This is a genomic window from Methanobrevibacter thaueri (genome assembly GCF_015062915.1).
In the GTDB taxonomy this organism is placed as follows: domain Archaea; phylum Methanobacteriota; class Methanobacteria; order Methanobacteriales; family Methanobacteriaceae; genus Methanocatella; species Methanocatella thaueri_B.
The window spans coordinates 54,474-76,120 of sequence record NZ_SUTJ01000001.1; the positions used below are offsets into that span (position 1 = coordinate 54,474).

General features: G+C 37.8%; 23 protein-coding genes. 7 read left to right on the top strand and 16 right to left on the bottom strand.

Going from position 1 to position 21,647, the window contains the following annotated elements; translation table 11 throughout:
- Positions 1 to 16: 16 nt before the first annotated feature.
- A complete protein-coding gene (locus E7Z78_RS00320; protein ID WP_303723188.1) occupies positions 17 to 499 on the top strand; it encodes an RNA-binding protein in 483 nt (160 codons plus the stop codon).
- Between the two features lie 9 nt (positions 500 to 508).
- Positions 509 to 1,201, top strand: a complete 693-nt coding sequence (arfB, locus tag E7Z78_RS00325) for a 2-amino-5-formylamino-6-ribosylaminopyrimidin-4(3H)-one 5'-monophosphate deformylase (protein WP_303723189.1) — start codon at positions 509 to 511, stop codon at positions 1,199 to 1,201.
- Positions 1,202 to 1,219: 18 nt separating this feature from the next.
- Here arfB and E7Z78_RS00330 read toward each other — a convergent pair whose 3' ends face one another.
- Positions 1,220 to 1,669 (bottom strand): hypothetical protein, encoded by a 450-nt coding sequence (locus tag E7Z78_RS00330; RefSeq protein ID WP_303723190.1) that lies wholly within the window; start codon positions 1,667 to 1,669, stop codon positions 1,220 to 1,222.
- A 68-nt stretch (positions 1,670 to 1,737) separates the two neighbouring features.
- Between E7Z78_RS00330 and E7Z78_RS00335 the strand changes: the two genes are divergently transcribed.
- Entirely contained in the window at positions 1,738 to 2,337 is a 600-nt protein-coding gene (locus E7Z78_RS00335; RefSeq protein WP_303723191.1) for a YigZ family protein, read from the top strand.
- A 10-nt stretch (positions 2,338 to 2,347) separates the two neighbouring features.
- Here the strand turns inward: E7Z78_RS00335 and E7Z78_RS00340 are convergent, their stop codons facing one another.
- The 7 genes from E7Z78_RS00340 to E7Z78_RS00370 form a co-directional block, all read right to left on the bottom strand.
- A complete protein-coding gene (locus E7Z78_RS00340; protein WP_287412285.1) occupies positions 2,348 to 2,458 on the bottom strand; it encodes a rubredoxin-like domain-containing protein in 111 nt (36 codons plus the stop codon).
- Between the two features lie 11 nt (positions 2,459 to 2,469).
- Entirely contained in the window at positions 2,470 to 2,589 is a 120-nt protein-coding gene (locus tag E7Z78_RS00345; RefSeq protein WP_292783792.1) for a rubredoxin, read from the bottom strand.
- Positions 2,590 to 2,653: 64 nt separating this feature from the next.
- A complete protein-coding gene (locus tag E7Z78_RS00350) occupies positions 2,654 to 2,815 on the bottom strand; it encodes a rubredoxin (protein ID WP_303723192.1) in 162 nt (53 codons plus the stop codon).
- An 11-nt stretch (positions 2,816 to 2,826) separates the two neighbouring features.
- Positions 2,827 to 3,363 (bottom strand): acyltransferase, encoded by a 537-nt coding sequence (locus tag E7Z78_RS00355; protein WP_303723394.1) that lies wholly within the window; start codon positions 3,361 to 3,363, stop codon positions 2,827 to 2,829.
- A 456-nt stretch (positions 3,364 to 3,819) separates the two neighbouring features.
- Complete coding sequence (locus E7Z78_RS00360) at positions 3,820 to 4,455, bottom strand: zinc ribbon domain-containing protein (RefSeq protein ID WP_303723193.1); 636 nt, start codon at positions 4,453 to 4,455, stop codon at positions 3,820 to 3,822.
- Between the two features lie 72 nt (positions 4,456 to 4,527).
- Entirely contained in the window at positions 4,528 to 5,475 is a 948-nt protein-coding gene (locus E7Z78_RS00365; protein ID WP_303723194.1) for a hypothetical protein, read from the bottom strand.
- Positions 5,476 to 5,569: 94 nt separating this feature from the next.
- Positions 5,570 to 6,430, bottom strand: coding sequence for a DUF1002 domain-containing protein (locus tag E7Z78_RS00370; RefSeq protein ID WP_303723195.1), 861 nt, complete (start codon positions 6,428 to 6,430; stop codon positions 5,570 to 5,572).
- Between the two features lie 236 nt (positions 6,431 to 6,666).
- On the opposite strand from E7Z78_RS00370, the gene E7Z78_RS00375 reads away from it, so the two are divergent.
- The 3 genes from E7Z78_RS00375 to E7Z78_RS00385 all read left to right on the top strand — a co-directional run bounded on the left by E7Z78_RS00375 (position 6,667) and on the right by E7Z78_RS00385 (position 11,172).
- On the top strand, positions 6,667 to 7,467 hold the full coding sequence (locus E7Z78_RS00375; protein WP_303723196.1) for a DUF169 domain-containing protein: 801 nt from the start codon (positions 6,667 to 6,669) through the stop codon (positions 7,465 to 7,467).
- 196 nt (positions 7,468 to 7,663) lie between these two features.
- Positions 7,664 to 9,370, top strand: a complete 1,707-nt coding sequence (locus tag E7Z78_RS00380; RefSeq protein WP_303723197.1) for an ABC transporter ATP-binding protein — start codon at positions 7,664 to 7,666, stop codon at positions 9,368 to 9,370.
- Positions 9,367 to 11,172 carry an ABC transporter ATP-binding protein gene (locus E7Z78_RS00385; RefSeq protein WP_303723198.1) on the top strand — a complete coding sequence of 602 codons (1,806 nt, stop codon included), beginning with the start codon at positions 9,367 to 9,369 and terminating at the stop codon, positions 11,170 to 11,172. The genes E7Z78_RS00380 and E7Z78_RS00385 overlap by 4 nt, the downstream gene beginning before the upstream one ends.
- On the opposite strand, the gene E7Z78_RS00390 is transcribed toward E7Z78_RS00385, so the two are convergent.
- The 7 genes from E7Z78_RS00390 to E7Z78_RS00420 form a co-directional block, all read right to left on the bottom strand.
- Entirely contained in the window at positions 11,169 to 11,966 is a 798-nt protein-coding gene (locus E7Z78_RS00390) for a tetratricopeptide repeat protein (protein ID WP_303723199.1), read from the bottom strand. The two genes, E7Z78_RS00385 and E7Z78_RS00390, sit on opposite strands and share 4 nt — an antisense overlap.
- A gap of 179 nt (positions 11,967 to 12,145) precedes the next feature.
- Complete coding sequence (locus E7Z78_RS00395; RefSeq protein ID WP_303723200.1) at positions 12,146 to 12,292, bottom strand: hypothetical protein; 147 nt, start codon at positions 12,290 to 12,292, stop codon at positions 12,146 to 12,148.
- A 197-nt stretch (positions 12,293 to 12,489) separates the two neighbouring features.
- Positions 12,490 to 15,954 (bottom strand): DEAD/DEAH box helicase, encoded by a 3,465-nt coding sequence (locus tag E7Z78_RS00400; protein ID WP_303723201.1) that lies wholly within the window; start codon positions 15,952 to 15,954, stop codon positions 12,490 to 12,492.
- Between the two features lie 97 nt (positions 15,955 to 16,051).
- Positions 16,052 to 17,413 carry an MATE family efflux transporter gene (locus E7Z78_RS00405; RefSeq protein ID WP_303723202.1) on the bottom strand — a complete coding sequence of 454 codons (1,362 nt, stop codon included), beginning with the start codon at positions 17,411 to 17,413 and terminating at the stop codon, positions 16,052 to 16,054.
- A 55-nt stretch (positions 17,414 to 17,468) separates the two neighbouring features.
- Positions 17,469 to 17,603, bottom strand: a complete 135-nt coding sequence (locus E7Z78_RS00410) for a hypothetical protein (protein ID WP_303723203.1) — start codon at positions 17,601 to 17,603, stop codon at positions 17,469 to 17,471.
- Positions 17,604 to 17,611: 8 nt separating this feature from the next.
- Positions 17,612 to 18,382: a hypothetical protein gene (locus E7Z78_RS00415; protein ID WP_303723204.1), complete on the bottom strand. Its 771-nt coding sequence runs from the start codon at positions 18,380 to 18,382 to the stop codon at positions 17,612 to 17,614.
- Between the two features lie 276 nt (positions 18,383 to 18,658).
- On the bottom strand, positions 18,659 to 19,654 hold the full coding sequence (locus tag E7Z78_RS00420) for a tRNA-dihydrouridine synthase (protein ID WP_303723205.1): 996 nt from the start codon (positions 19,652 to 19,654) through the stop codon (positions 18,659 to 18,661).
- Between the two features lie 109 nt (positions 19,655 to 19,763).
- On the opposite strand from E7Z78_RS00420, the gene E7Z78_RS00425 reads away from it, so the two are divergent.
- Positions 19,764 to 20,171: a flavodoxin family protein gene (locus E7Z78_RS00425; protein ID WP_303723206.1), complete on the top strand. Its 408-nt coding sequence runs from the start codon at positions 19,764 to 19,766 to the stop codon at positions 20,169 to 20,171.
- A 164-nt stretch (positions 20,172 to 20,335) separates the two neighbouring features.
- Here E7Z78_RS00425 and E7Z78_RS00430 read toward each other — a convergent pair whose 3' ends face one another.
- Positions 20,336 to 21,622, bottom strand: a complete 1,287-nt coding sequence (locus tag E7Z78_RS00430; protein WP_303723207.1) for an O-acetylhomoserine aminocarboxypropyltransferase/cysteine synthase family protein — start codon at positions 21,620 to 21,622, stop codon at positions 20,336 to 20,338.
- Between the last annotated feature and the right edge of the window lie 25 nt (positions 21,623 to 21,647).

Consider the following 21,647-nt stretch of genomic DNA (forward strand, 5'->3'; position numbering starts at 1 on the left):
TACAATTGGGATAGACATGGCTATAAAAGTTAAAAAAAGAAATTTCCTAAAAAAGAAGAAAATTAAAGAGATAAAATCAGAATTAGGCGAATATGGAAATTTACTTCAAGGAAAGAAGAATGTTGAGATACTTGAAGCGGAACCTAATTCATTCATACTGGTAGACGGCGAACCTTACATCATAATAATCGACGACAAACCGTTCCCAACACTAAAAGCGGCACTTGCCAATGAGATTGATGCAAAAACAGTGACCGTGGACATGGGAGCGATTCGTTTTGTAAGCAACGGTGCAGACATCATGAGTCCTGGAATCGTTGATGCTTCTGAAGGCGTTGAAGCCGGAGACATCGTACTGATAATTGATGAAACCCATGGAAAACCATTGGCAATCGGTGTCAGTTTAATCACCGGTGAGGAAATGGTTGCAAACGATTCAGGAAAAGCGGTTGAAACCAAACACTATGTCGGAGACGACATCTGGAACTTCGAGATATAAGGTGATTTCATGGCTGAATTGAGATACAGAGCAGGCAAAATCAGAGACCCTGGCGTTCACAAGGTTGGAATCATTGCACTTGGGTCACACCTTGAAAACCATGGCCCAGCACTTCCTATTGACACAGACGCCAAAATAGGAGCGCATATCGCATTCCAATCATCCCTTGAGACAGGAGCCAAGTTTTTAGGAATAATCTTTCCCGCCTACGAATTGGACACAATCGATCATGGAGTTCACGTTTCCCTTGACGTGTTAAAAGAAAACGTCATCAACACATTAAACCAGGCAAAGGAATTCCTCGATATTGAAAAAGTTGTCATTGTAAATGCACATGGCGGAAACATACCTCTGATGGCTGAATTATGGGACATTGAGGACAAGACAGACCTTGCAATAACATTCAACAACAAGGTGATATCCTCCGAAGGACCTCACGGCGGAAGCGGCGAGCTTTCAATGGCTAAGGTATTGGGCATTGTAAATGAGGAAGAGCTTGAAAATCAGGCAAATGTCAATGAATACGAGGAAGTGGGCTTGCATGGATTCAAGCAGGCGCGCAAAGACGACCCTAACATTGAAGAGGGTGCAAGGGACGTTGAAGAAAACGGAGTCTACATCGATGAGGAATACGGTCACAGACTGTTTAATCTCGCCATAAACTCAGTAATATTTGACGTTGAAAAATTATTGGATTTTTAAAAAAAAGAAAAAAAGTAGTTATTTATCTGTGGTAGTTTCAATATCGGAACTACCTCCAGAAGAACCACCAGAACCACTTCCAGATGAACTGCCACCAGAACTTCCACCAGAAGAACCTGAATCACCACTAGATGAACCAGAATCACTACTAGATGAACCGGAACCTCCACTTGAGGAACCTGAACCACCAGATGATGAGTCATCTGTTGTTGTCTCTACATTTGAAGAATCATGTTTTGATGAATCATCACTGTAGGAATTGTCACTGTAATCCTGATAACTATAGCTGCTCTGACCGATTGAATCGTCTTCAGTGATAGCAGACAGGTTATCTAGAACTCCTCCAGACTCACTTTCATTAGGTAAAATTGATATTGGTCCAGTCATAGATGCAAAGACACTTGCAAGACAGAATGCAAGAACAGCAACTATAAAAACAACCAAAACTGTAGCTGATCTACTTGCCAAATTTAACACCTTTGTAAAAATTAATTAAATTTAATATGTTTGATGAGATATATAAATATATTGATAACATGAAAACTATTAAAAAACCCGTGCAAGTTGAGATAAACGTCAAGAAATCACAGTTCATATGCTCACTGTTTCCAACCAAAAGCAAGAAGGAGTCAAAGGAAATCATCCAACGCTTGAACCAGCAGTACAGCGATGCCACTCACAACTGCACAGCATACATTGCAGGTGACGGGGAAGGATTTGACGATGACGGGGAACCTGGCGGAACCGCCGGAAAACCTATGATTAACGTTTTGAGAAAAAACGAACTTCACAATGTGACTGCTGTGGTTACCAGATACTTCGGAGGAATCAAGCTTGGCGCAGGAGGGCTTGTAAGGGCATACTCAAAATCAGTTATGGAGGCCATCGGAGAGGCTGAAATCGTTGAGATTGAAGAGTATGATGTTTTTGAACTTGTTTTTGAATACTCAGACATTAAAACAGTTGACGGTGAAGTGAGAAACAACAATCTGGAATCCATAGATAAGGAATATTCAGATAAAGTGAGTTATCAGGTCGTGTCAAGGGACAATCGTGACATTGAAATGATATTTGAAAAATACTCTGGAAAAATAAGTGTCAACTTTAAAAATAAGCAATTTTTAGAAAAAATATAAAAAGAAGAACTTATTGTTCTTCAAAATTAGCTGCAGGTACGCCACAAACTGGGCATACGTAATCTTCTGGTAATTCGTCTTCTTCTAAGACAAATCCACATACCTTACAAACATAAGCCATTTAAAACAATCCTATTCTACTTTTTCGAACATGTCAGCGGTTGCGCCACACATTGGACATTTGTAGTCTTCTGGGAGTTCATCGAATTCTTCGGTTACGTATCCGCATAATTTACATTTGAATTTTGCCATATTTAACAATCTCCTAAAAATTTTTAAGATATAATACTATTTTATATGTTAGTAATATATAAAACTAATCTATTTTTTCAAACATTCCCTTTGCCATTCTGCATTTTGGACATTTGAATGAAGCAGGCAGGTCCTCGAATTTGGTTCCGGCAGGAATGTTTAAACCTTCCTCAATATCATCTTCATCAAAAACATATCCGCAAATCTTACATTTATATTGAGCCATTATAATTCTCCTTAAAATCTGTTTGGAACCTTCAAGTGGTCAGGAAGCGGCTTGATACGTGCCGGTGTTCCTATTGCCAGATAGAATGGCGGAACTGAGTGTATAACGATAGCTCCGGCAGCCACAATTGATCCTTCACCTACTTCAACATTTGACAGGAATGTGGTGTTTCCTCCAATTGAAGCTCCACGCCTTACCTTTGGTCCTTGAAGTTCATAGTTAATTCTAACAGGATACTTATCATTGGTAAAACAAGCACAAGGTCCGATAAATACATTGTCCTCAATGACTGAATTGGTTGGTATGTAAACGTTTGACTGGATGCTGACATCATTTCCAATGATTACATCACCTTCAATGACAGTATTGGTACCGATTAATACATCATCACCTATGTTGGTGTTTTCACGAATAACCACGTTGTGTCCTGTTCTGAAATTGTCCCCAATCACAACGTCATTGTAGATGATTGAGTTTGAACGGATTGTGTAGTTATTTCCTATTACCGGCGGTTTTGAATTTGGCTTGTATTCCACACCGAATTGGATGTTTTGATCAGCAGGGAACTGAAGTTCAGGTTTTCTGTAATCCGGCTGGACAGATTCCCTTTCAGTTTGATGCTGTACATAGATGACCTCATCATCATAGTCAGAATACCTGTTTTCCTCTTGATAGACTGTTCTTTGAACCTGGTTTGGTCTAGGCAATCTGCTGTACATGATGTCATCTATAGACCTGGAACTGGCATTGGGTTCTTGACGAGAATAATTCTGATTTTCCCTTGGAGGAACATATGATTTTTCTCGACTTCTCGGTTGCCTATCATCAAGAGTTTGTGAAAACTTAACCATATTATCAAACCTTCAGTTAATTAAATTTAATTAGTTAATGTGTTTATTTATGTAGTTAATTAGTATATATATTAGATGGTTTGAAAATGTATCTTTGTAAAAAATAGTATAAATTATGCCTTCAAAAAGAAAAAAATAATATTTAATAATAAATTAAATATTCTCTTTTAAGATATAACCCAAGTAAACTCCAAAATAAGCAGCTACAGGAATCAGTAAAATAAACAATATTATTTTAAAAACACCGCTTAAGTCCATATTAGGAACATAATTTGGAGTTGTTGGCTGATAAGAACTTCCATATGGAGAGGAACTGCTCATTGAAGAAAATGCTGAACTGAGAGCTGACAAGATTCCCATCAAAAATGTGAATATCAACCCTATTCCACACAATACGACCGCATAAATGCTGCCAGAGTATAATGCAAAGTTTGGCATTACATAAGATTTGTCCACACATCCCTTATATCCGACAAATATCCCTCCGAAGAATACTGCAAACACAACGGTCAACATAAGATAAGTTAACAAATCCAAAGATCCGTTTGACATGAATGAAGACCAAAACAAAGCGCCAACAAATAGGAATATTCCAAATATTACAAAAGCAAATACCATGACTGGAAAACTTGTTTTTTCAACCAGATTATCAAAAAATCCTTTTTCATCTTTTGTTGCCCTTATTATCCTAGGAGAATTATCCAATAAGTTATATCCACATTCTGTACAAAATTCCCCTTCATCTGTAATCTCATTTCCACAATTTGGACAATGCTTAACTATAACCATTTAATCACCATGTAGTTAATTTGTTGTTAAATTATTAAAAATATTGTGTTAAAAAAAAGAAAAAATAAAAACCTAAATAATCACTAAAGCAACCAATATCAAGACCAAAGCCATGATAATGATGTTGTTCCACCATGAGTCGCCGTTTTGAGGCACATCAATGCTGGTGACATTATCATCTGAAGTCACATTGCCTTCAGTGGAATTGCCTACTATCGGATTGAATAGGTTATTTAAGCTTGAATATGAGATAGGAACTAATGCATCCAGAATATCCATGCATCCTGCTGACGCGCATCCGTAGAATGTTTCTGTTTTAAACATCCATGCTAAATGGAAGTTTGAAAAGTCATCACTTTCGTTCCAGGTGTAGTTTGCACTCACATTACCATAATTGTTAAGATAATATATTATCAGGAATTTAAGATATGCTGTCTCGTTTTCTGTTAGATTATAATCACCAAATGTTGAGGTTATTGAATCGAATATTTTAACATATGTTTCATAACCCTCAAGACTTTCATTTAGAGTGTAGTTTGATGGATCATTTAGATATTTCTGATATTCATTCAGGAAAGCATCGGATTCTGTCCAGTTTTCATCTGTGAGATTACCGTATTTTTCTAGATAAACCAGAATTTTGGATTCAAGATAATCATAGTCGGATAAGTAGATATCTGATTCATTGAAATCATCATCCCAATCGTCATCGTCTAAATCATCGTCATCATCAGAATCATCATCAGAATCATCATCAGAATCATCATCCCAATCTTCATCAGAATCATCATCAGAATCATCATCCCAATCTTCATCAGAATCATCATCCCAATCTTCATCAGAATCGTCATCAGAGTCATAATCAGAATCATCGTCTAAATCTTCATCCAAATCAAAGTCATCATTTTGATTATCGGTTATTGTTGAATCACCTGCATCTGTTGCAGAAACTGATCCAACCGCAATTATTAGAAGTAACAGAATTATTGAAATTTTAAAAATGCTTTTAAAATATTTCAAGTATAATTCACCTCCATTAATTAACATTATGATTTTATCATATATAAATTACATCAATGGGTTAATTTATAGGAGGTTAAAAAAAGAATGGGATTTAAATCCCATTTACAAAGGATTTAATCCAGTTAAACAATCCGTCAAGTGAAAATCCGCCTGTTGAATTGGTGTCATTTAAAAAACCACTTACTTTATCTTTATAGTAGTTAACATCACCTTGAACGTTTTGCACTTGCTCGATACTGCCCGCCAAGTTTTCAATATCACTGTTGGTTATGTTAATGTTGTTGTTTTGAACATAGTTGTTAATGATATTCACAATTGTGTTGTGGTCTGTGACATTTTCTCTTGAAACTTGTTCCTTAACGTCATTCACCAGTTGTGATAAGCTGTTAGGGTCGACACCGGAGTTTTCCACAATTTGTGATTCAGTGTAGATCTCATTGTTTGCAGCTTCCTTGACAGTGTCTGGAATTTCAACATCGGTCGCTTGCTCATAAGCGTTCATTATTCCTGCAAGAGCGGATTCACCAGTTGCAGTCACTGGACTTGTCACATAGACATGGCCGCTTGTAATTCCTGCAGATTTCAATGCTGAAATGTACATGTCCCCTGTTATTGTTGTTATCTTGGACTTGTCAACGCTAACCTGAAGATTGTCATTGTCATTCAAATCCAGGAGCGCTGATGAGTATATTTGATTTGAGGAATATGATTTTCCAGTAATACCGCTTGATATTTGATTAACCTGATCAGCAGTGATTACTTTTGAGTTTACATCACCTAAATTTACATTTGCTTGACTTGTGAAGAATGAATCAACAATTGATTTATAATTGCTGTTTGCATTTGTACTTTCACCATATGTTATTACAAGATTGGAATCGGTTGCAAATCCTGTTGGAATCAACATGCCAACGAGGACTAATGCTAATATTGCGATAGTAATTTTTCTCATTATTTTCACCTCACTGAATTCCTATCTTAAATTAGTCGAGGTAGTATATAAATGTTTCAGTTTTTTGGACAGTGATTAAATAATGTAAAGTTTGAAAAAACATTGTAAAAAATATACAATGATATAACACCATATTCTAAAAATTGTTCAATCGTTCGATTTTTTGAAGTGAAAAACTAACCAATTGATAAAAATTAATACTTTAAATGTTAAACAATAACATAGAGGTAGTTAGTATGCAAAGCAATATATCAAAAGAACTTAACATGAAATTTCCGCCAATTGCGTTACTGAAAACAGATACCAAACCGGAAGATGCCATCGGCCCAAAAAGCGAAAAGGGCGGCTGTGTAATGAGTTTTGTTGCACAGACAATAGCCAATAGAAAAACAACCTATTTTGGACGTGACCACATTACCTGCGGAGGAATCAGCGTTGGATTCGGATGGGGATCAGGGAGGGCAAATGAGGATGCAATAGATTTCCAGGCAACATTTCTCTCATGCGGCGTGGAATCCGCTCCAAACCGTGAAGCGTATGAAGAAAGGCTGAACCATATGCCAAAGCACACCAGTGAAATGTTCAGGCACGGTGAGAGAATATATTCAGATTTTGAAACCGCAAAGGCAGGAATCAAAAACAGGCCAGTGTATGATGAAGGACAATACGTGATTTTCAAGGGCATTGAGAACCTGGAAGAAGGTGAGATTCCGGAATCTGTGATATTTACAGTAAATCCGATTGAGCTTACCGCTTTGATTCAGATAAACTCATCATTCAGGCTTGACGGGGCATATATACTTACTCCACAGGCATCAGCATGTCAGGCAATAGGATGCTTTACATTTAGAGAAGCTGACAGCGATGATCCAAAGCCTGTTCTTGGACCGATTGACTTTGCAGGAAGAAGCAAGATGAAGCACTTCATCCCAAATGATTATCTGACACTGTCAGTTCCATGGGAACTTTTCCTGAAACTTGAGGAATTAAGCGAAAATAGCGTTCTTCAGACTGACTTGTGGAAAAAATTTATTTGATTTAAATAGTTATTTTTCAATAATATAACATAAAATTATGAAATTATTCAGACATACGAAAATTTCGTATGACTGAACATTATTTAGATTAATTGAAATTTTTTTATCATCGAGAGCGATTACAACTTCTCAAGCTCTTTTTCCGAGAAACTAAAATTATAATAAACATATTAAATAAAAATTATTCAAGAATAATATGAAGAAATTATTGAAACCGATGAGGAATAAAATCCCTCAGATTTTATTCATTTTCATTTTCCTACTAATTCAGGTTTACTGTGACTTAACCTTGCCCCAATACACAGCAGATATCGTCAATACCGGAATCCAATACACCAACTTCCAGTTCATCATAGATATCGGAATGATAATGCTTGTGATGGTTGCAATATCTGCTCTTGCAACTGTCGGAGTGTCCTATTTTTCAAGCAGAGTGTCCTCAGGATATGCAAAGGATTTAAGGAAAATCATCTACAATAAGGTTTTGAAGTTCTCGAATCATGAACTGAATGACATTTCACGCTCTTCACTGATTACTCGAACAACCAATGACGTTAACCAGCTTCAGGGAGTTCTTGGATTCATTTTCACAACACTCATTTTTGCGCCATTGCTTGGTATCGGCAGCATAATCAAGGTGTTTGAGCTTCAAACCAACCTCTCTTGGATTATCCTGGTCAATTTCGTTGCAATCATAATCCTCATGGTTATTGTAATGGTGAGGGTGATTCCCTACTTCAAGATAGTGCAGGAGATAATCGACAGGATAAACAAGACAGCAAGGGAAATCCTGATTGGAATACCTGTCATCAAGGCTTTTGTTAGGCAGGATTATGAAGAGGAGAAGTTCAGGAAAGTGAACAAGGAGTTTTATGACGTCAACATCTACGTTTTCAAGACCATGCTTATCATGCTTCCGCTAATGACATTGATAATGAACATTATGGTTGTTCTGATTCTCTATTTTGGAGCATATGATGCAATAAACAGCGGAATACTGACCGGTGACATCATAGCCTTCATACAATACGCCACCCAAATCGTCACATCATTCTTGATGATTGGAGGATTCTTCATAATGCTTCCGAGATTTCTTGTCTCAGCAAGGCGTATCAGCGAGGTTTTAAACACTGAAATTACAATAAAAGACGGTGAAATTAATCAAATCCCTGAAAATCCGACAATAGAATTCAAAAACGTTTCATACAAATATCCTGGAAGCGAGAAGGAAACACTTAAAGACATCAACTTCACTCTAAAACCAGGCAAGACCACTGCAATCATTGGCGGAACCGGAAGCGGCAAGTCAACAATACTGAATTTGATTCCACGTCTTCAGGATCCGAGTTCAGGTGAAATCCTCATTGACGGAGTCAACATAAAGGAATATAATTTAAAGAGCTTAAGGGATAAAATATCCTTCACCCCTCAAAAGGCCATCCTATTCCAGGGTGATGTGAAGTCCAATATGCAAATCGGCAAAAACGATGCAAGCGATGAGGAAATAAGAAGAGCATTGGATCTTGCACAGGTTGACTTTGTTGAAAATCTGGCGGAAGAAGTCACACAGGGAGGTTCCAACTTTTCAGGAGGCCAGAAGCAGCGCCTTTCAATAGCCCGTGCAATCATTGACGAGCATGAGTTTTATCTTTTTGACGACTGCTTTTCAGCGCTTGACATGAACACTGAAAGGAAAATCAAGAATAACCTGAAGGAACTTAAGGATTCCTCCATTCTAATCGTTTCCCAGAGGATTTCAACAATCATGGATGCTGATGAGATACTTGTGGTTGACAATGGTGAAATCATTGACCGTGGAACACACGAGAGACTTGTTGAAAGCTGTGACATCTACAGGGAAATCGCAAACATTCAAATTGACCAGATGGAGGCATTGTCATGAGCCCTAGACCTTTGAGAAGAAAGCCTCCTGAAAAGCCTGTTGACAATAAAAGGGCAATCAGAAACATCCTGACAATCCTAAGGGACCATAAATGGAAGCTGACATTGACAGTCATCTGTGCCGTGATATCAACCGCATTCACGATAATAGCTCCATTGCTGATTGGTCAGGCCACAACAATAATATATGACGGAATCGGCAGGATTATGAACCACACGGGCACAATCGATTTCAACTCATTGATTAATCTCTTAATAATCGTTGTAGTTTTGTATATCATAAGTTCTGTGTTTTCATACCTTCAAAGCATTTTCCTGATTGAAGTGACAACAAAAATCAGCTATGACCTAAGGGAAAGACTAATGGATAAGATACTGCACCTTCCGATGGACAGTGTTGAGGAAAACAAGAGAGGAGACATTCTCTCAAGGGTTACAAACGATGTTGACTCCCTTCAAAACGGAATCACCCAGTCATTCATCCAGCTGACAACAGCAATAATCACCCTTGTCGGCGTGTTCATCATGATGCTTTTCATCAACATCTGGATGACCCTGGCAACCGTGATTCTCATCCCTATTGCTTTCATACTCATCAGGTTCATGACAAAGTTTTCACAGAAGTATTTCCTAAGACAATTGGAGTTCAAAGGGTCTCTTAACGGCCAAATCGAGGAGACATTCACAGGCCATGACATCATACGCGCATTCAACCAGGAAGACATCTCAATGGAGAGGTTTGAAAATGATAATGAGAACTGGTTTACTCATGAGTGGAAATCACAGTTCTATTCAAGCCTTAACGGTCCCTTGATGAACTTCATCTCCAACTTCACATATGTTGTGGTGGCTGTTTTGGGTGCGGTGTTCGTGCTTCAAAGGGTTATTGCAGTTGGGGATATTCTGGCATTTTTCCAATACACACAAAGCTTTACAAGACCAATCCAGCAGATAACCCGTGTCATGAATCAGATTCAAACTGCAATGGCTGCAAGCGAACGTATTTTCGAGTTTCTTGAATTGGATGATGAGGAAAACCCATCCGCAAGACAGATAAGTGAAATCAAGGATGGAATAAGCTTTGAAAATGTAAGCTTCTCATACACTCCAAATGAGAAAATCATCAAGAACCTGTCATTTGACGTCAAGAAAGGCGAAAAGATAGCTATTGTCGGCGAAACCGGTGCCGGAAAGACAACAATCGTCAAGCTGCTCATGAGATTCTATGACATCACTTCAGGATCCATAAAAATCGACGGCATAGACATTGACGAATACGACAAGAACAGCCTAAGGTCAATGATTGGAATGGTATTGCAGGATTCATGGCTCTTTTCAGATACCATAACAAGCAATATCGGCTATGGAAACCTTGAATCCTCAGAGGAAGACATTGTTGATGCTGCCAGGCAGGTGTATGCCGATAATTTCATAAGAAGACTGTCCGATGGCTATGAAAGCGAGCTGAATGAGGATACGGACAACATTTCCCACGGACAAAAGCAGCTTTTGACAATTGCAAGAACCATTCTTGCCGAAAAGGAGGTTCTCATATTGGATGAGGCCACTTCCAGTGTTGATACCAGAACAGAAAAGCTGATTCAAAAAGCAATGGATAAGCTTATGGAAGGAAAAACTAGTTTTATAATAGCTCATAGGCTTTCAACTATCCGTAATGCGGATAAGATAATAGTGATTGAAAATGGTGAAATAATTGAGCAAGGAACCCACGAGGAATTGCTTGCTCTTAAAGGATATTATTACAATACTCTTAACTCACAGCTTAAGGAAAACCTTGCCTAGATGTTTTCCAGGCATTCGTCCCATATTTCCTTGGATGTGCTGTCAAGAGTGCCCATTGAAGAGGCATTTTTAAACTCTTCATTTGCCTTTGCAAAGTCACCTGATGCGTAATAGGTCAATGCCTTGCCCTTAACTGCATCGAATGAGTTTTCATCCCTCTCCAAGATTTTTTCATATATGCCTATTGCATCATCATAGTCTCCGTTGAGAGTATTTGAGTTTGCAATGGCTATCCAGACCTTGATGTCATCCTCAATGGCCAGAGAGTTAATGAATTCCTCGATGGCTTCAGGATACTTGTCGAGATTCATCAATGCACGGCCCTTGACATAGTATGCATCTGCATTGGATGAATTGACTTCTATTGCCTTGTCACAAAGCTCGATTATGCGGGCATTGGTTTTGTAAACGTTTACAAGCTCGCCTGAATTGTGCCTGTCCAGTCTTCTTTGTGCCCTTCTTACATAATCGTCATCCCTGTTCAATGCCCTTTTGGCATCAAGGGTGTATTCCTTTATGAATGTAGGAAAATCATCTGAGTCGAATAATTCTGATTTCAATTGTGACAGTTCATCTGAAATGTCTGAAATTTGATCCAAAGTGTATTCACCAAATTCGTCAATATCAATATTGTCAAGTCCCTTAAGGTCTATTTCAGATAGGATTTCTTTGCTTTGGTCCCTTATAAAGTCAATACCGTCTGATATTTGTTGAAGCAATGTTGATTCAAAATATACCTTGTCGGTGCGCCTTTTGTTGACTTTGATGTCCTCTTCATCGTTTGATTTTTTCATGAGAATTCACCTCTAAAATGTAAGTTATTTGTTAAAGTATAAAAACGTTTTCATTTGATAAAAGTGATTAGAACATTTTAAATTAAAATTAAAGTATAGAATTTAGTTAAAATAAGAATAATTAGACCAATAAAGTTTTCTAAATGATTTTAGATGATAATTTATATTAAAAATAAAGATTACCTGAAAACAGGTACTCTTCTTTTATTTTTAATTCTTTTAGAAATTTCTTTTTCTTTTTCATTCATAGGTCTTTTGATATATTCCTGTAATTTTTTTAAATCATCTCCCTCAAATAGAGGAGTAGGAGTGACTTCATGTACCATTTTAACACCTATTCATTATTGTTAAATTTAAATCTGGAAATTAATTTTCCATAGATTATTTAATATTGTAGTTTTTATTTAATCTTTATTAAAGATTATGATAAATTTAAGCACTACATTTTTACGAAGTGAGACAATATTTTATTGATTTGAACTAAAACAAATTGGTTAACTCATGTTTTCATTTTAATACTAAATTATCTTAAATTAAGCATCTCTCTCAATTCATCATTGCTCATTTCTGTTATAAACATTTTATCATCACCAATGGCCAAATCAATCAATTCCTTTTTCTCCAACAGTATCTGATTTATCCTCTCTTCAAGTGTCCCCTTTGTGATGAACCGATATACCATAACGTTTTCACTCTGGCCTATCCTATATGCACGGTCTGTCGCCTGGTTTTCAACTGCAGGATTCCACCACAAGTCATAATGGATGACATTTGAGGCTGCAGTGAGATTAAGCCCTGTGCCTCCAGCCTTAAGGGACAAAATAAATATTTTTGCATCACCGTCCTGGAACTCATCAATCATCCTATCACGCCTGTTTCTGTGAACTCCCCCATGAAGAAAAAGCACCTCTTCTGAAAACCTCTCCTCAAGAAGTCTCTTCATGATCTTGCCCATCTGGACGTATTGGGTGAATATCAACACCTTCTCATCGGATTCAAGGATTGTCTCAAGGATATTAACGAGCACTTCCATCTTTCCGGATTCATTGATTTTGGCCTCATCGATTTTGAGAAAGTGTGACGGGTGATTGCAGATTTGCTTTAGGGAGTTTATCAGTTTAAGCACCAAACCCTTTCTCTGTATTCCCTCGCTTTTCACAACATCATTGATAAGCTGGTTCAAGGTCTCATCATACATGCTTGCCTGCTTGATTGAAAGGTTGCAGTAAACATCATTGATAATCTTGTCAGGCAGTTCCTGGACAATGTTCTTATCTGTCTTGAGCCTTCTCATGATAAACGGTGAGGTAATCTTTTTAAACTCTTCAAGAACCTCCCCATCCCTTTGATTTTCAATCGGTTTTATGAATCTCTTGTTGAATTCCTTGAGGCTTTTAAGATAACCCCTGTTTGTAAAGTCAAATATTGACCAGTACTCACTTAGATGGTTTTCTATAGGCGTGCCTGACAATGCTATATGATGTTTCGCATTTACCTCCTTTACAGCCTTTGTCTTTTTGGAATTCGGGTTCTTGATGTTTTGGGCCTCATCGGCAACCATCAAAAACCATTTTGATTGGCAAAAATCGTCAATGTCCTTTCTCAAAACACCATATGAAGTCAGAAGAACATCATAATCACTTTCGGGAATGTACCTGTTCGGACCATGGTAAATCTCAACATTCAGGCTTGGGCTGAACTTTTCAATTTCCATTGCCCAGTTTGTAAGAATGCTTGTCGGAGCCACAATCAATACCTTTTCATGATTTAGACGATTGGTTTGCTTCAGATGCAATATCACGGAAAGCACCTGTATGGTCTTTCCGAGACCCATGTCATCTGCCAGAATCGATCCGAACCCCAGCTGCATATTCTGAACCATCCATGAAAACCCAATCTCCTGATACTCCCTCAATTTTCCATTTAGAGATGATGGAACGTCAATCTTTTGAACCTGTATCATGGCGTTGACCAAATCCTCAAGCTTACCATCCATCTTGACGTTATCCTCATCAATGGTGAGAAGGTAGCTGATTATCTCAGACTTGTCATCGGTTTCGGGGATGCTTGCTATATCCTCCCGCAACCGGTTGAGATTTCCCTCATCCAAAAGGACATACCTGTCCTTTACCTTCACCAGTCCACGAAAGCTTGAGCTGAATGACTCGAAATCCTCAAGAGAAAATGTCTCATCACCGATTGCCACTTTCCAGTCAAATTCAACTAGGTCATTCAATGTAAGCGATGATGTGGGTTGGCTTGAGTTGACATTCAGCAGCAGTTTTGCATCATGGGCGTTTCTAAATTCAACGGGCAGGTTAACCTCAATGCCACATTCCCTCAAGACGGGAGCGATGTTGTCCATGAAATAGCTGTATTGGCGTATGTTCATTGTCTTGCCGTTCAGGAAACTCAGCGAGAGATTCGATTTTGAAAATATGTTTTGGATGACTGAAACGTTGCTGATTATGTCATTGCGACCCAAATCCACAATGTCTGTGAAATCATGGATTTCACCGTCAATCCTGATTTTAAGCTGCAGGAGGAAATGGTAGTCAACCTGTTCAGTATTAAGGACGTATTCATAATCCTTCTGGTTTAAAAAGAGAACTGAAAGCCACTCATCAATCTCGATTTCCTTTTTATCGGAGTAATTGCTCAAGTCCTGGCTTTTGACGAAAAACAATCTGAAATAAGCGTCGTTTTTAAATGATGACAAGTTTCTTGGAATGAAGCTGTTAATGTAATACTGGCAGAACCCCTCGAATATCAGGCTTATCAAGGCATTGACCTGGCTTTCGCTTGAAACCTCCCCCTGGCGGAATGTCAATATGTTTTCCGGACAAGTCATGTAAAAGTATTCAAGCTCCTCATATATTGACTTTTCAAATGACGGAACCCATCTCACATGATACTCACCGTTTTCGAGGCTGAAGAATTCGGGCACCAACGCATTCATGTTTATGAGCTTTGAGGTGAACATGTACAGGTCATGAAGAAATATTATATCATCGCAGTAGAATGACAAGTCAACCTGGTCGATTTCCGCAAGGAATGCAAACAACGGGTATTTGAGATTGGATTTGAAGAAGTTGTTGGAGAACTTTCCTGTGCTGATTTTTGAGATTTCATAGTTTCCGTCCAATTCTATGCTTATTTCATCCCATCTTTGAGGGCATTCCCATTTGTCCTCAAAGGCATCCATAATGCCTTTCTTTGTCTTTGACTTGAAAAACTCAAAGTCCCTTAATGCGTTTCCAAGAATAATCAGTTCCTGAAACTCGTTTTTGACTCTTGAATTGTGGATTTGGTATATACATCTTGACATTGACGCCAGCGTATCACATATGACCTCATTGAAATTGACTGATCTTGACGGGTAGAATGATGGAAAGTCATCCAGAAGGAAATTCATCCTGACCAGATAGTTGATGTCGCCTGAATCGTTCAGCACATATTCGGATTCATCATTCATGACTTTTGAGATATCCTTGATATCATTGGGCTTGTGGTCTGTCATTTCATTCAAATCCAATCCCCTGAGTGACAGGAGAAGAAAGGGGTTTTTGACCATTTCACTTGAAATCCTATGGAATACCGCAGCCTCATGCTTGCAGAAAGGCCCCTTTCCGCAGGTGCAGGACATTTCAAAATCACCATGTGAATCCGGAAAGACTTTAATGTCTGAATGGATCAGCTCTTCTGAAATCTGCCTGTTGAAAAGCTTGGAATATATGAAGGGATTTGCGTGAATTAAACTTGAAATACGTTCCTTATCCCAATCATCAAGTTCCCTGAACTTGATTTCAACATCATAGACATTGCCTGGTGCACCCTGAACCTTGGCCGTGACTGAATTCATGTCAATTTTCAATTCCTGAATGCTTCTGTCTGTTGCATAAATTGCACCATGTGCCAACTGATATTTACTGTCCAGTTTCTTTATATTGTCAATCCATTTTTGTGATATTCTACTATTCAGACTCATCAATTCCAAATCTAAAATTCAAAGTATATAAAGCTTTTTCCAATAAAAACAAGAATTTTACGAGCTTTTTACAATATTGATGTGAACGTGTAAAAAATTATGCCACTTCTTTTTTGAATTTGAGGTTGAAAACCCATATGAATGCAAATCCGATGACCGATCCAATGTTCATTCCGATTATTGCACCCAGATAAACTCCAAAAACGCCCATGTTAAATGTGATTCCCATTATATATGCAAATGCCATGCTTAAGATGAGTTCCCTTAAAACTGTCAGTGAAAGTGACTTGAAACCTGACCCCACTCCCTGATAGGTGTATGCTGCGGTCGCACCCAATGAAATGAGGCAGTTATAGAATGACATCAACTGAAGGATTTCCGCTGCACGTTTGACGAGCAATGGATTGTTTGCCTGGAAATTGAATACGTCACATATCGGATAGGCGAAAATGAAAAACAATATGCAAATTGCCAATGTTATCACCAGACTGATCAATGTTGAGTATATTATTGTCTCATTGAAGTTTGGCCAGTTGCGGGCTCCGTATGCCACACCGGAGACTGTTATTGTTGCAATTCCAATGGCCATGCATGGGATGAATGCGATTGTTATCAGTCTCCATGCTATGGTGAATGAGGCCACCTCACTGACTCCTGCAGTGACCATGATGAGGAAGTTGAGGATGATTGCAACCAATGCAAAGATTATCTCCTCTGTTGTTGCCGGAAGGGACACCACAAGGATTTCCTTATAGATTTCCAATCTACGTTTGTAATATGAAAATCTGAACTTGAAATAGGTGTCCTTTTTAATGTATATCCAGTAAAGCATCCAGACATATCCTACAAGTGATGCTATTACCGTTGCAAGTCCCGCTCCGAATATTCCAAGATTCAGTCCGTAAATCATGATTGGGTCGATTATCATGTTCAATACGGCCGTAAAAATCAATGGGTTTGTAGCCCTTGCCACATCACCTTCAGCCCTGAATATGCTGGCAGTGACATTAGGTGCTAAAAATACAATATTTAACAAAAATATGATTTGTCCATAACTTAGGCAATATGTGCTTACACTGCCTGCACCTAATAAAATAATCAAATCATCGAAAAAGAAGATACCTATTATTAAAACAATGACTGAGACAATAAGTGTCAAAATTATTGAGTGTATTATTGCATTATTTGCTTCATCAATTCTTTGGGCTCCGACATATCTTGAAATCAGGGAATTTGCACCTGCACCCACACCGTTGCCGAGGCCAATGATGACAAGGTACAGTGGTGCGATGAAACCGAGTGCCGCAAGGGCATCGGCGTTGATGCCTGAAACCCAAAAGCTGTCAATCAGGTTATTGACAAACATCAGAAGCATTGAAAATATTGTTGGAAAAGCCAGTTTGTTGATGGCTTTTCTTGGATTGCCCGTAATCAAGTCAATATTGTCATTGGTCTGCATGATAACCTATAATAAATAAAATTTTAAAAAAAATAGGTGAAATAAAGTTAAAAATCTAATCTAATAACTTAGATATTTCCTTTTTTTCACTATCTGAAACAAAATCAACAACATTTAATACTTGTTCAATAAAAGCATCCCTTCCTTTATTCCCTGTAAATTTTAAATCCTCAAATTCTTCATGATACATTTTATCACCTAACAATATTTAATATTCAATTCATCAAGCATATGATGTTGTTTGCCACAATTTAATTCAATATTATATATTTCATCAAGAATATTAATACTTTTCTCATCAAGCATTCTAACACCATTTTGACTTAAATATCCTATATCTGTTTCTTTTCCAACACCTTGCATTACTTCAGCATTCTTTTTTGCCTTATACACATTATACAATGTTGTTTTTAAATCATCTTGCCTAGAATGATGTTGAAACAATAATGTATTCTGTGCTTGAATTGAACCAGAACAGATAGTGTTGAAATTAATTTGACCATAATCTTCAATTCCCGTATCGACTATTTCACTAATTTTAGCTTTATTATCCTCAAAGCCCATTAAAAGAATTGCAGTATTTAGTTTAGATTTAGCAATGTTTTTTAAAATTAATGTTTGATATTCATTAGTGATAGGATTTTTGAGAATTTCTTTAACAAACTCTTTATCAATAGAAAACACATCAAAAACTTCTTTTTGAATTTTTTCTAATCTTTTCTGTTTGAATTTTTCCTCAAGGATATTTTGAATTTCTGAATATGATTTTTGCGAATAATCATCATCAAGAAAATAATCCATCAACAAAGCGTTACCTGCTATCATTCCAACAGTGTTCCGTGATAACAATTTATATTTAGTTATGTCATGCTCAAATTGTCCCAATCCAGTAGTTATCATATGGTCAACACCAAAGACAATATTTTCTTCTTCATTTTCAGTGCATATTGCAGATATACAAATTGTCATTTAATAACCTCTTTTTCTTTTAATTAAATTCCAAAAACTGATTCCAAAATTATTTAATTACAAATCACAATGACAATTAAAATTCATCTAATTAGATTATTCTTAATTTTAGAAATACACAATCTTTGAAATATCTAATAATAAGTATACATCAAATTATTAAAATAATTTCGCTTGGAAATGAGGACAATTTTATATCTTCGGACAACTTTTTATTTAAACTAAAAATAAAAAATTAAACATACTTTATTCATGGAATAACAATATTTACTTGTTTTAATCAAAGTGATAACATGTGCTGGTCTTGGTCCTATAGCAGTTATTGCACTTCAGGCATCTAGATTCTCCCTCTCCATTAGCTTCCCATTGCTTAAGGAAATCCCCTTGGGAGACAAATGGCCTGTACATTGACAGAAACTCAATGTTAGTGTTGTTTAAAAGTTCGTTCATATGCATCATATTGTCAAATCCTCCGCCGACAATGACAGGCACATCAACAGAATCGATCAGTTTTGTTGCATAATCGACCAGTTCATCTTCACCGGACAGTTTCTTTGTAAAGTACAATGGTGAAAGTGGCCTTGTAATCTGTATTGAATCAACACCAACCTTTTCAAGCAACTTGCAGGCTTCAAGACTTTCATTTGCATCAAAACCGTCCTTTCTCTCATCAAATGTGTTTACCTTGACTGAAACATGCAGGTCCAGATTGTCCTTCATCACCTTAACCAGCTCCAGGACCATTCTCATGCGGTTAAAGACATTGCCGCCGTAATCGTCATCCCTTTGGTTGTAGTATGGGTTGATGAACTTTGAGAGGAAAAAGTTGTTTCCAACGGACAATTGTATGCCGTCAAATCCTGCAACCTGAAGCTTCTGGGCCGCTTCAATTATGTCTGATTGGATCTTGCGGATATCCTCTATTGTCAAGTCATTGACAGCAATGTCAAGGTCTATTCCCCTGTTGAACTTGATGAACTCGACCTGACCCAAAATAGGAACATCATAGCTGTGAGTGATTTCAGCCAGTTTCCTTGCCATTGTCATGAAATTGATGTTGTCCATCTTGAATGAATGCTCTGTGAACTTATCCTTTGGATAGAGTGAATACAGCTCTGATGTGATTAATCCAACACCGCTTGACGCTATTTTTTCATATCTTTCATATATTGCATCCAAATCGCATTGCTGGGATTCCCATAAACCTGTTCGGATTATTCTGCTTTTAAGTGTTAAATCCCCAAACTTGCATTTATCAAAAATACTTTTCATAAGAAACAATTAGTTGAAAATAATATAAAAAGGAATAAGTAACTTAAACCTTACCTAACAAAAGATTTATATTCAAACAAGTTAAACTTAATTAAAAGGACGTGATTTAATGAAAGTAGCAATCAGATATTACACTAAAACTGGAAATACAAAAAAATTGGCAGAAGCAATCGGCAGTGCAATCAATGTCGAGGCAAAAACCGTTGATGAACCTTTAACCGAAGACGTTGACATCCTATTTTTAGGAAGCGCAGTCTATGCTGCCGGAATCAGCAGACAAATCGAGGAATTCATTGAAAACATTAACGTTAATGTCGGTGAGGTCGTAAACTTCTCATCAGCAGCACTTATCGAGTCAACCTACAAACAGGTCAAGTCAAAAGTTGAAGCTCAAGGATTAAAAATGAGCGATAACGAGTTCCATTGCCGTGGAGCTTTCAAGTTTGTCCACAGAGGACATCCTAATGATGAGGACTTGAGAAACGCTCAAGAATTTGCAAAAAGAATAGTTAACTAATTTTTCTTATTCTTTTTCACCAAGTTTACAACCTGTCAAATTCACCATTAATATGTTTCATGACTATCGAAACAGCCAATGTTGCTGTGATTACACCAGACAGAGGTCATGGTATTTTTGCACCATTTAGATAAAAGTGAAAAAAAGAAAAAAATAAGATTTGATTAAATCTTATCCAGAGCCTGGTCCACATCAGCCAGAATGTCCTCAATATCCTCAATACCAACAGAGAACCTGATGAGGTCAGGAGTAACACCTGTTGAGAGTTGCTGCTCCTCAGTCAATTGGGAATGTGTTGTGGATGCAGGGTGGGTCACCAATGACTTTGCATCACCGATGTTTGCTAAAAATGAAATCAGCTCAACGTTTTCAATGAATTTCAATGCACCGTCATAACCTGCCTTAAGTCCAAATGAAACGATTCCACCATAACCCTTTTCAGCATATTTTTTAGCAACTTCATGGTTTGGTGAGGATTCAAGACCTGAATATGTTACCCAGGCAACCTTAGGATGGGCTTCAAGGTGTTCAGCGACAGCCATTGCATTTGAAGCGTGCCTTTCTATCCTCAATCCGAGGGTTTCAAGTCCCTGCAGTAACAGGAATGATCCGAACGGGGAAGGAATTGCACCTGTGTCTCTTCCGACAACTGTCCTGAGCCTTGTGGTGAATGCGGCTTCGCCGAATGTTTCTGCAAATACCAATCCGTTATAGGTTTCATCCGGTTCGGACAATGTTGGGAACTTGCCGTTCATCCAGTCAAAGTCTCCCTTTTCAATGACAATACCACCAAGAGTGGTACCATGACCTCCAATGTATTTGGTTGCTGATGAAGCGATGATGTCTGCCCCATGGTCAAATGGCCTTACGGAACCTATTCCTACAGTGTTATCGGCAATCAATGGAATGTCATGTGAATGTGCAATTTCAGCTAGTTTATCGAAATCAGGAATGTCCAGTTTTGGATTTCCAATTGATTCAACATAGATTGCACGGGTTCTCTCATCAATAGCTGCTTCGAACTCATCAGGTGACTGTGAGTCGACAAATGTTACAGTACGTCCCAACTCTTCCAATGTGTTTTCAAAAAGCTCATATGTTCCACCATAGAGATTGTCAGCTGAAACGATATTGTCTCCCACTCGTGTCAGGTTGATGATTGCATAAAAGATTGCAGCCATACCTGATGCGGTTGCATATGCGGCGGTTCCGCCCTCGATTGCAGCCATTCTTTTTTCAAAGGCTTCAGTTGTAGGGTTGTTTAATCTTGTGTAAATGTTTCCTCCCTCTTTAAGTGCAAAGCGGTTTGCAGCTTGTTCAGGAGAGTCGAATACATAAGAAGTAGTTTGATAAATCGGTGTCACCCTTGAACCGGTCTCGTCAACATCCTCTTGACCGGCATGGACGCCAATTGTTGATATGTTCTTTTTGTTTTTAATTTCATACGCCATAATAATCAAGTAAGATATTTGTTAT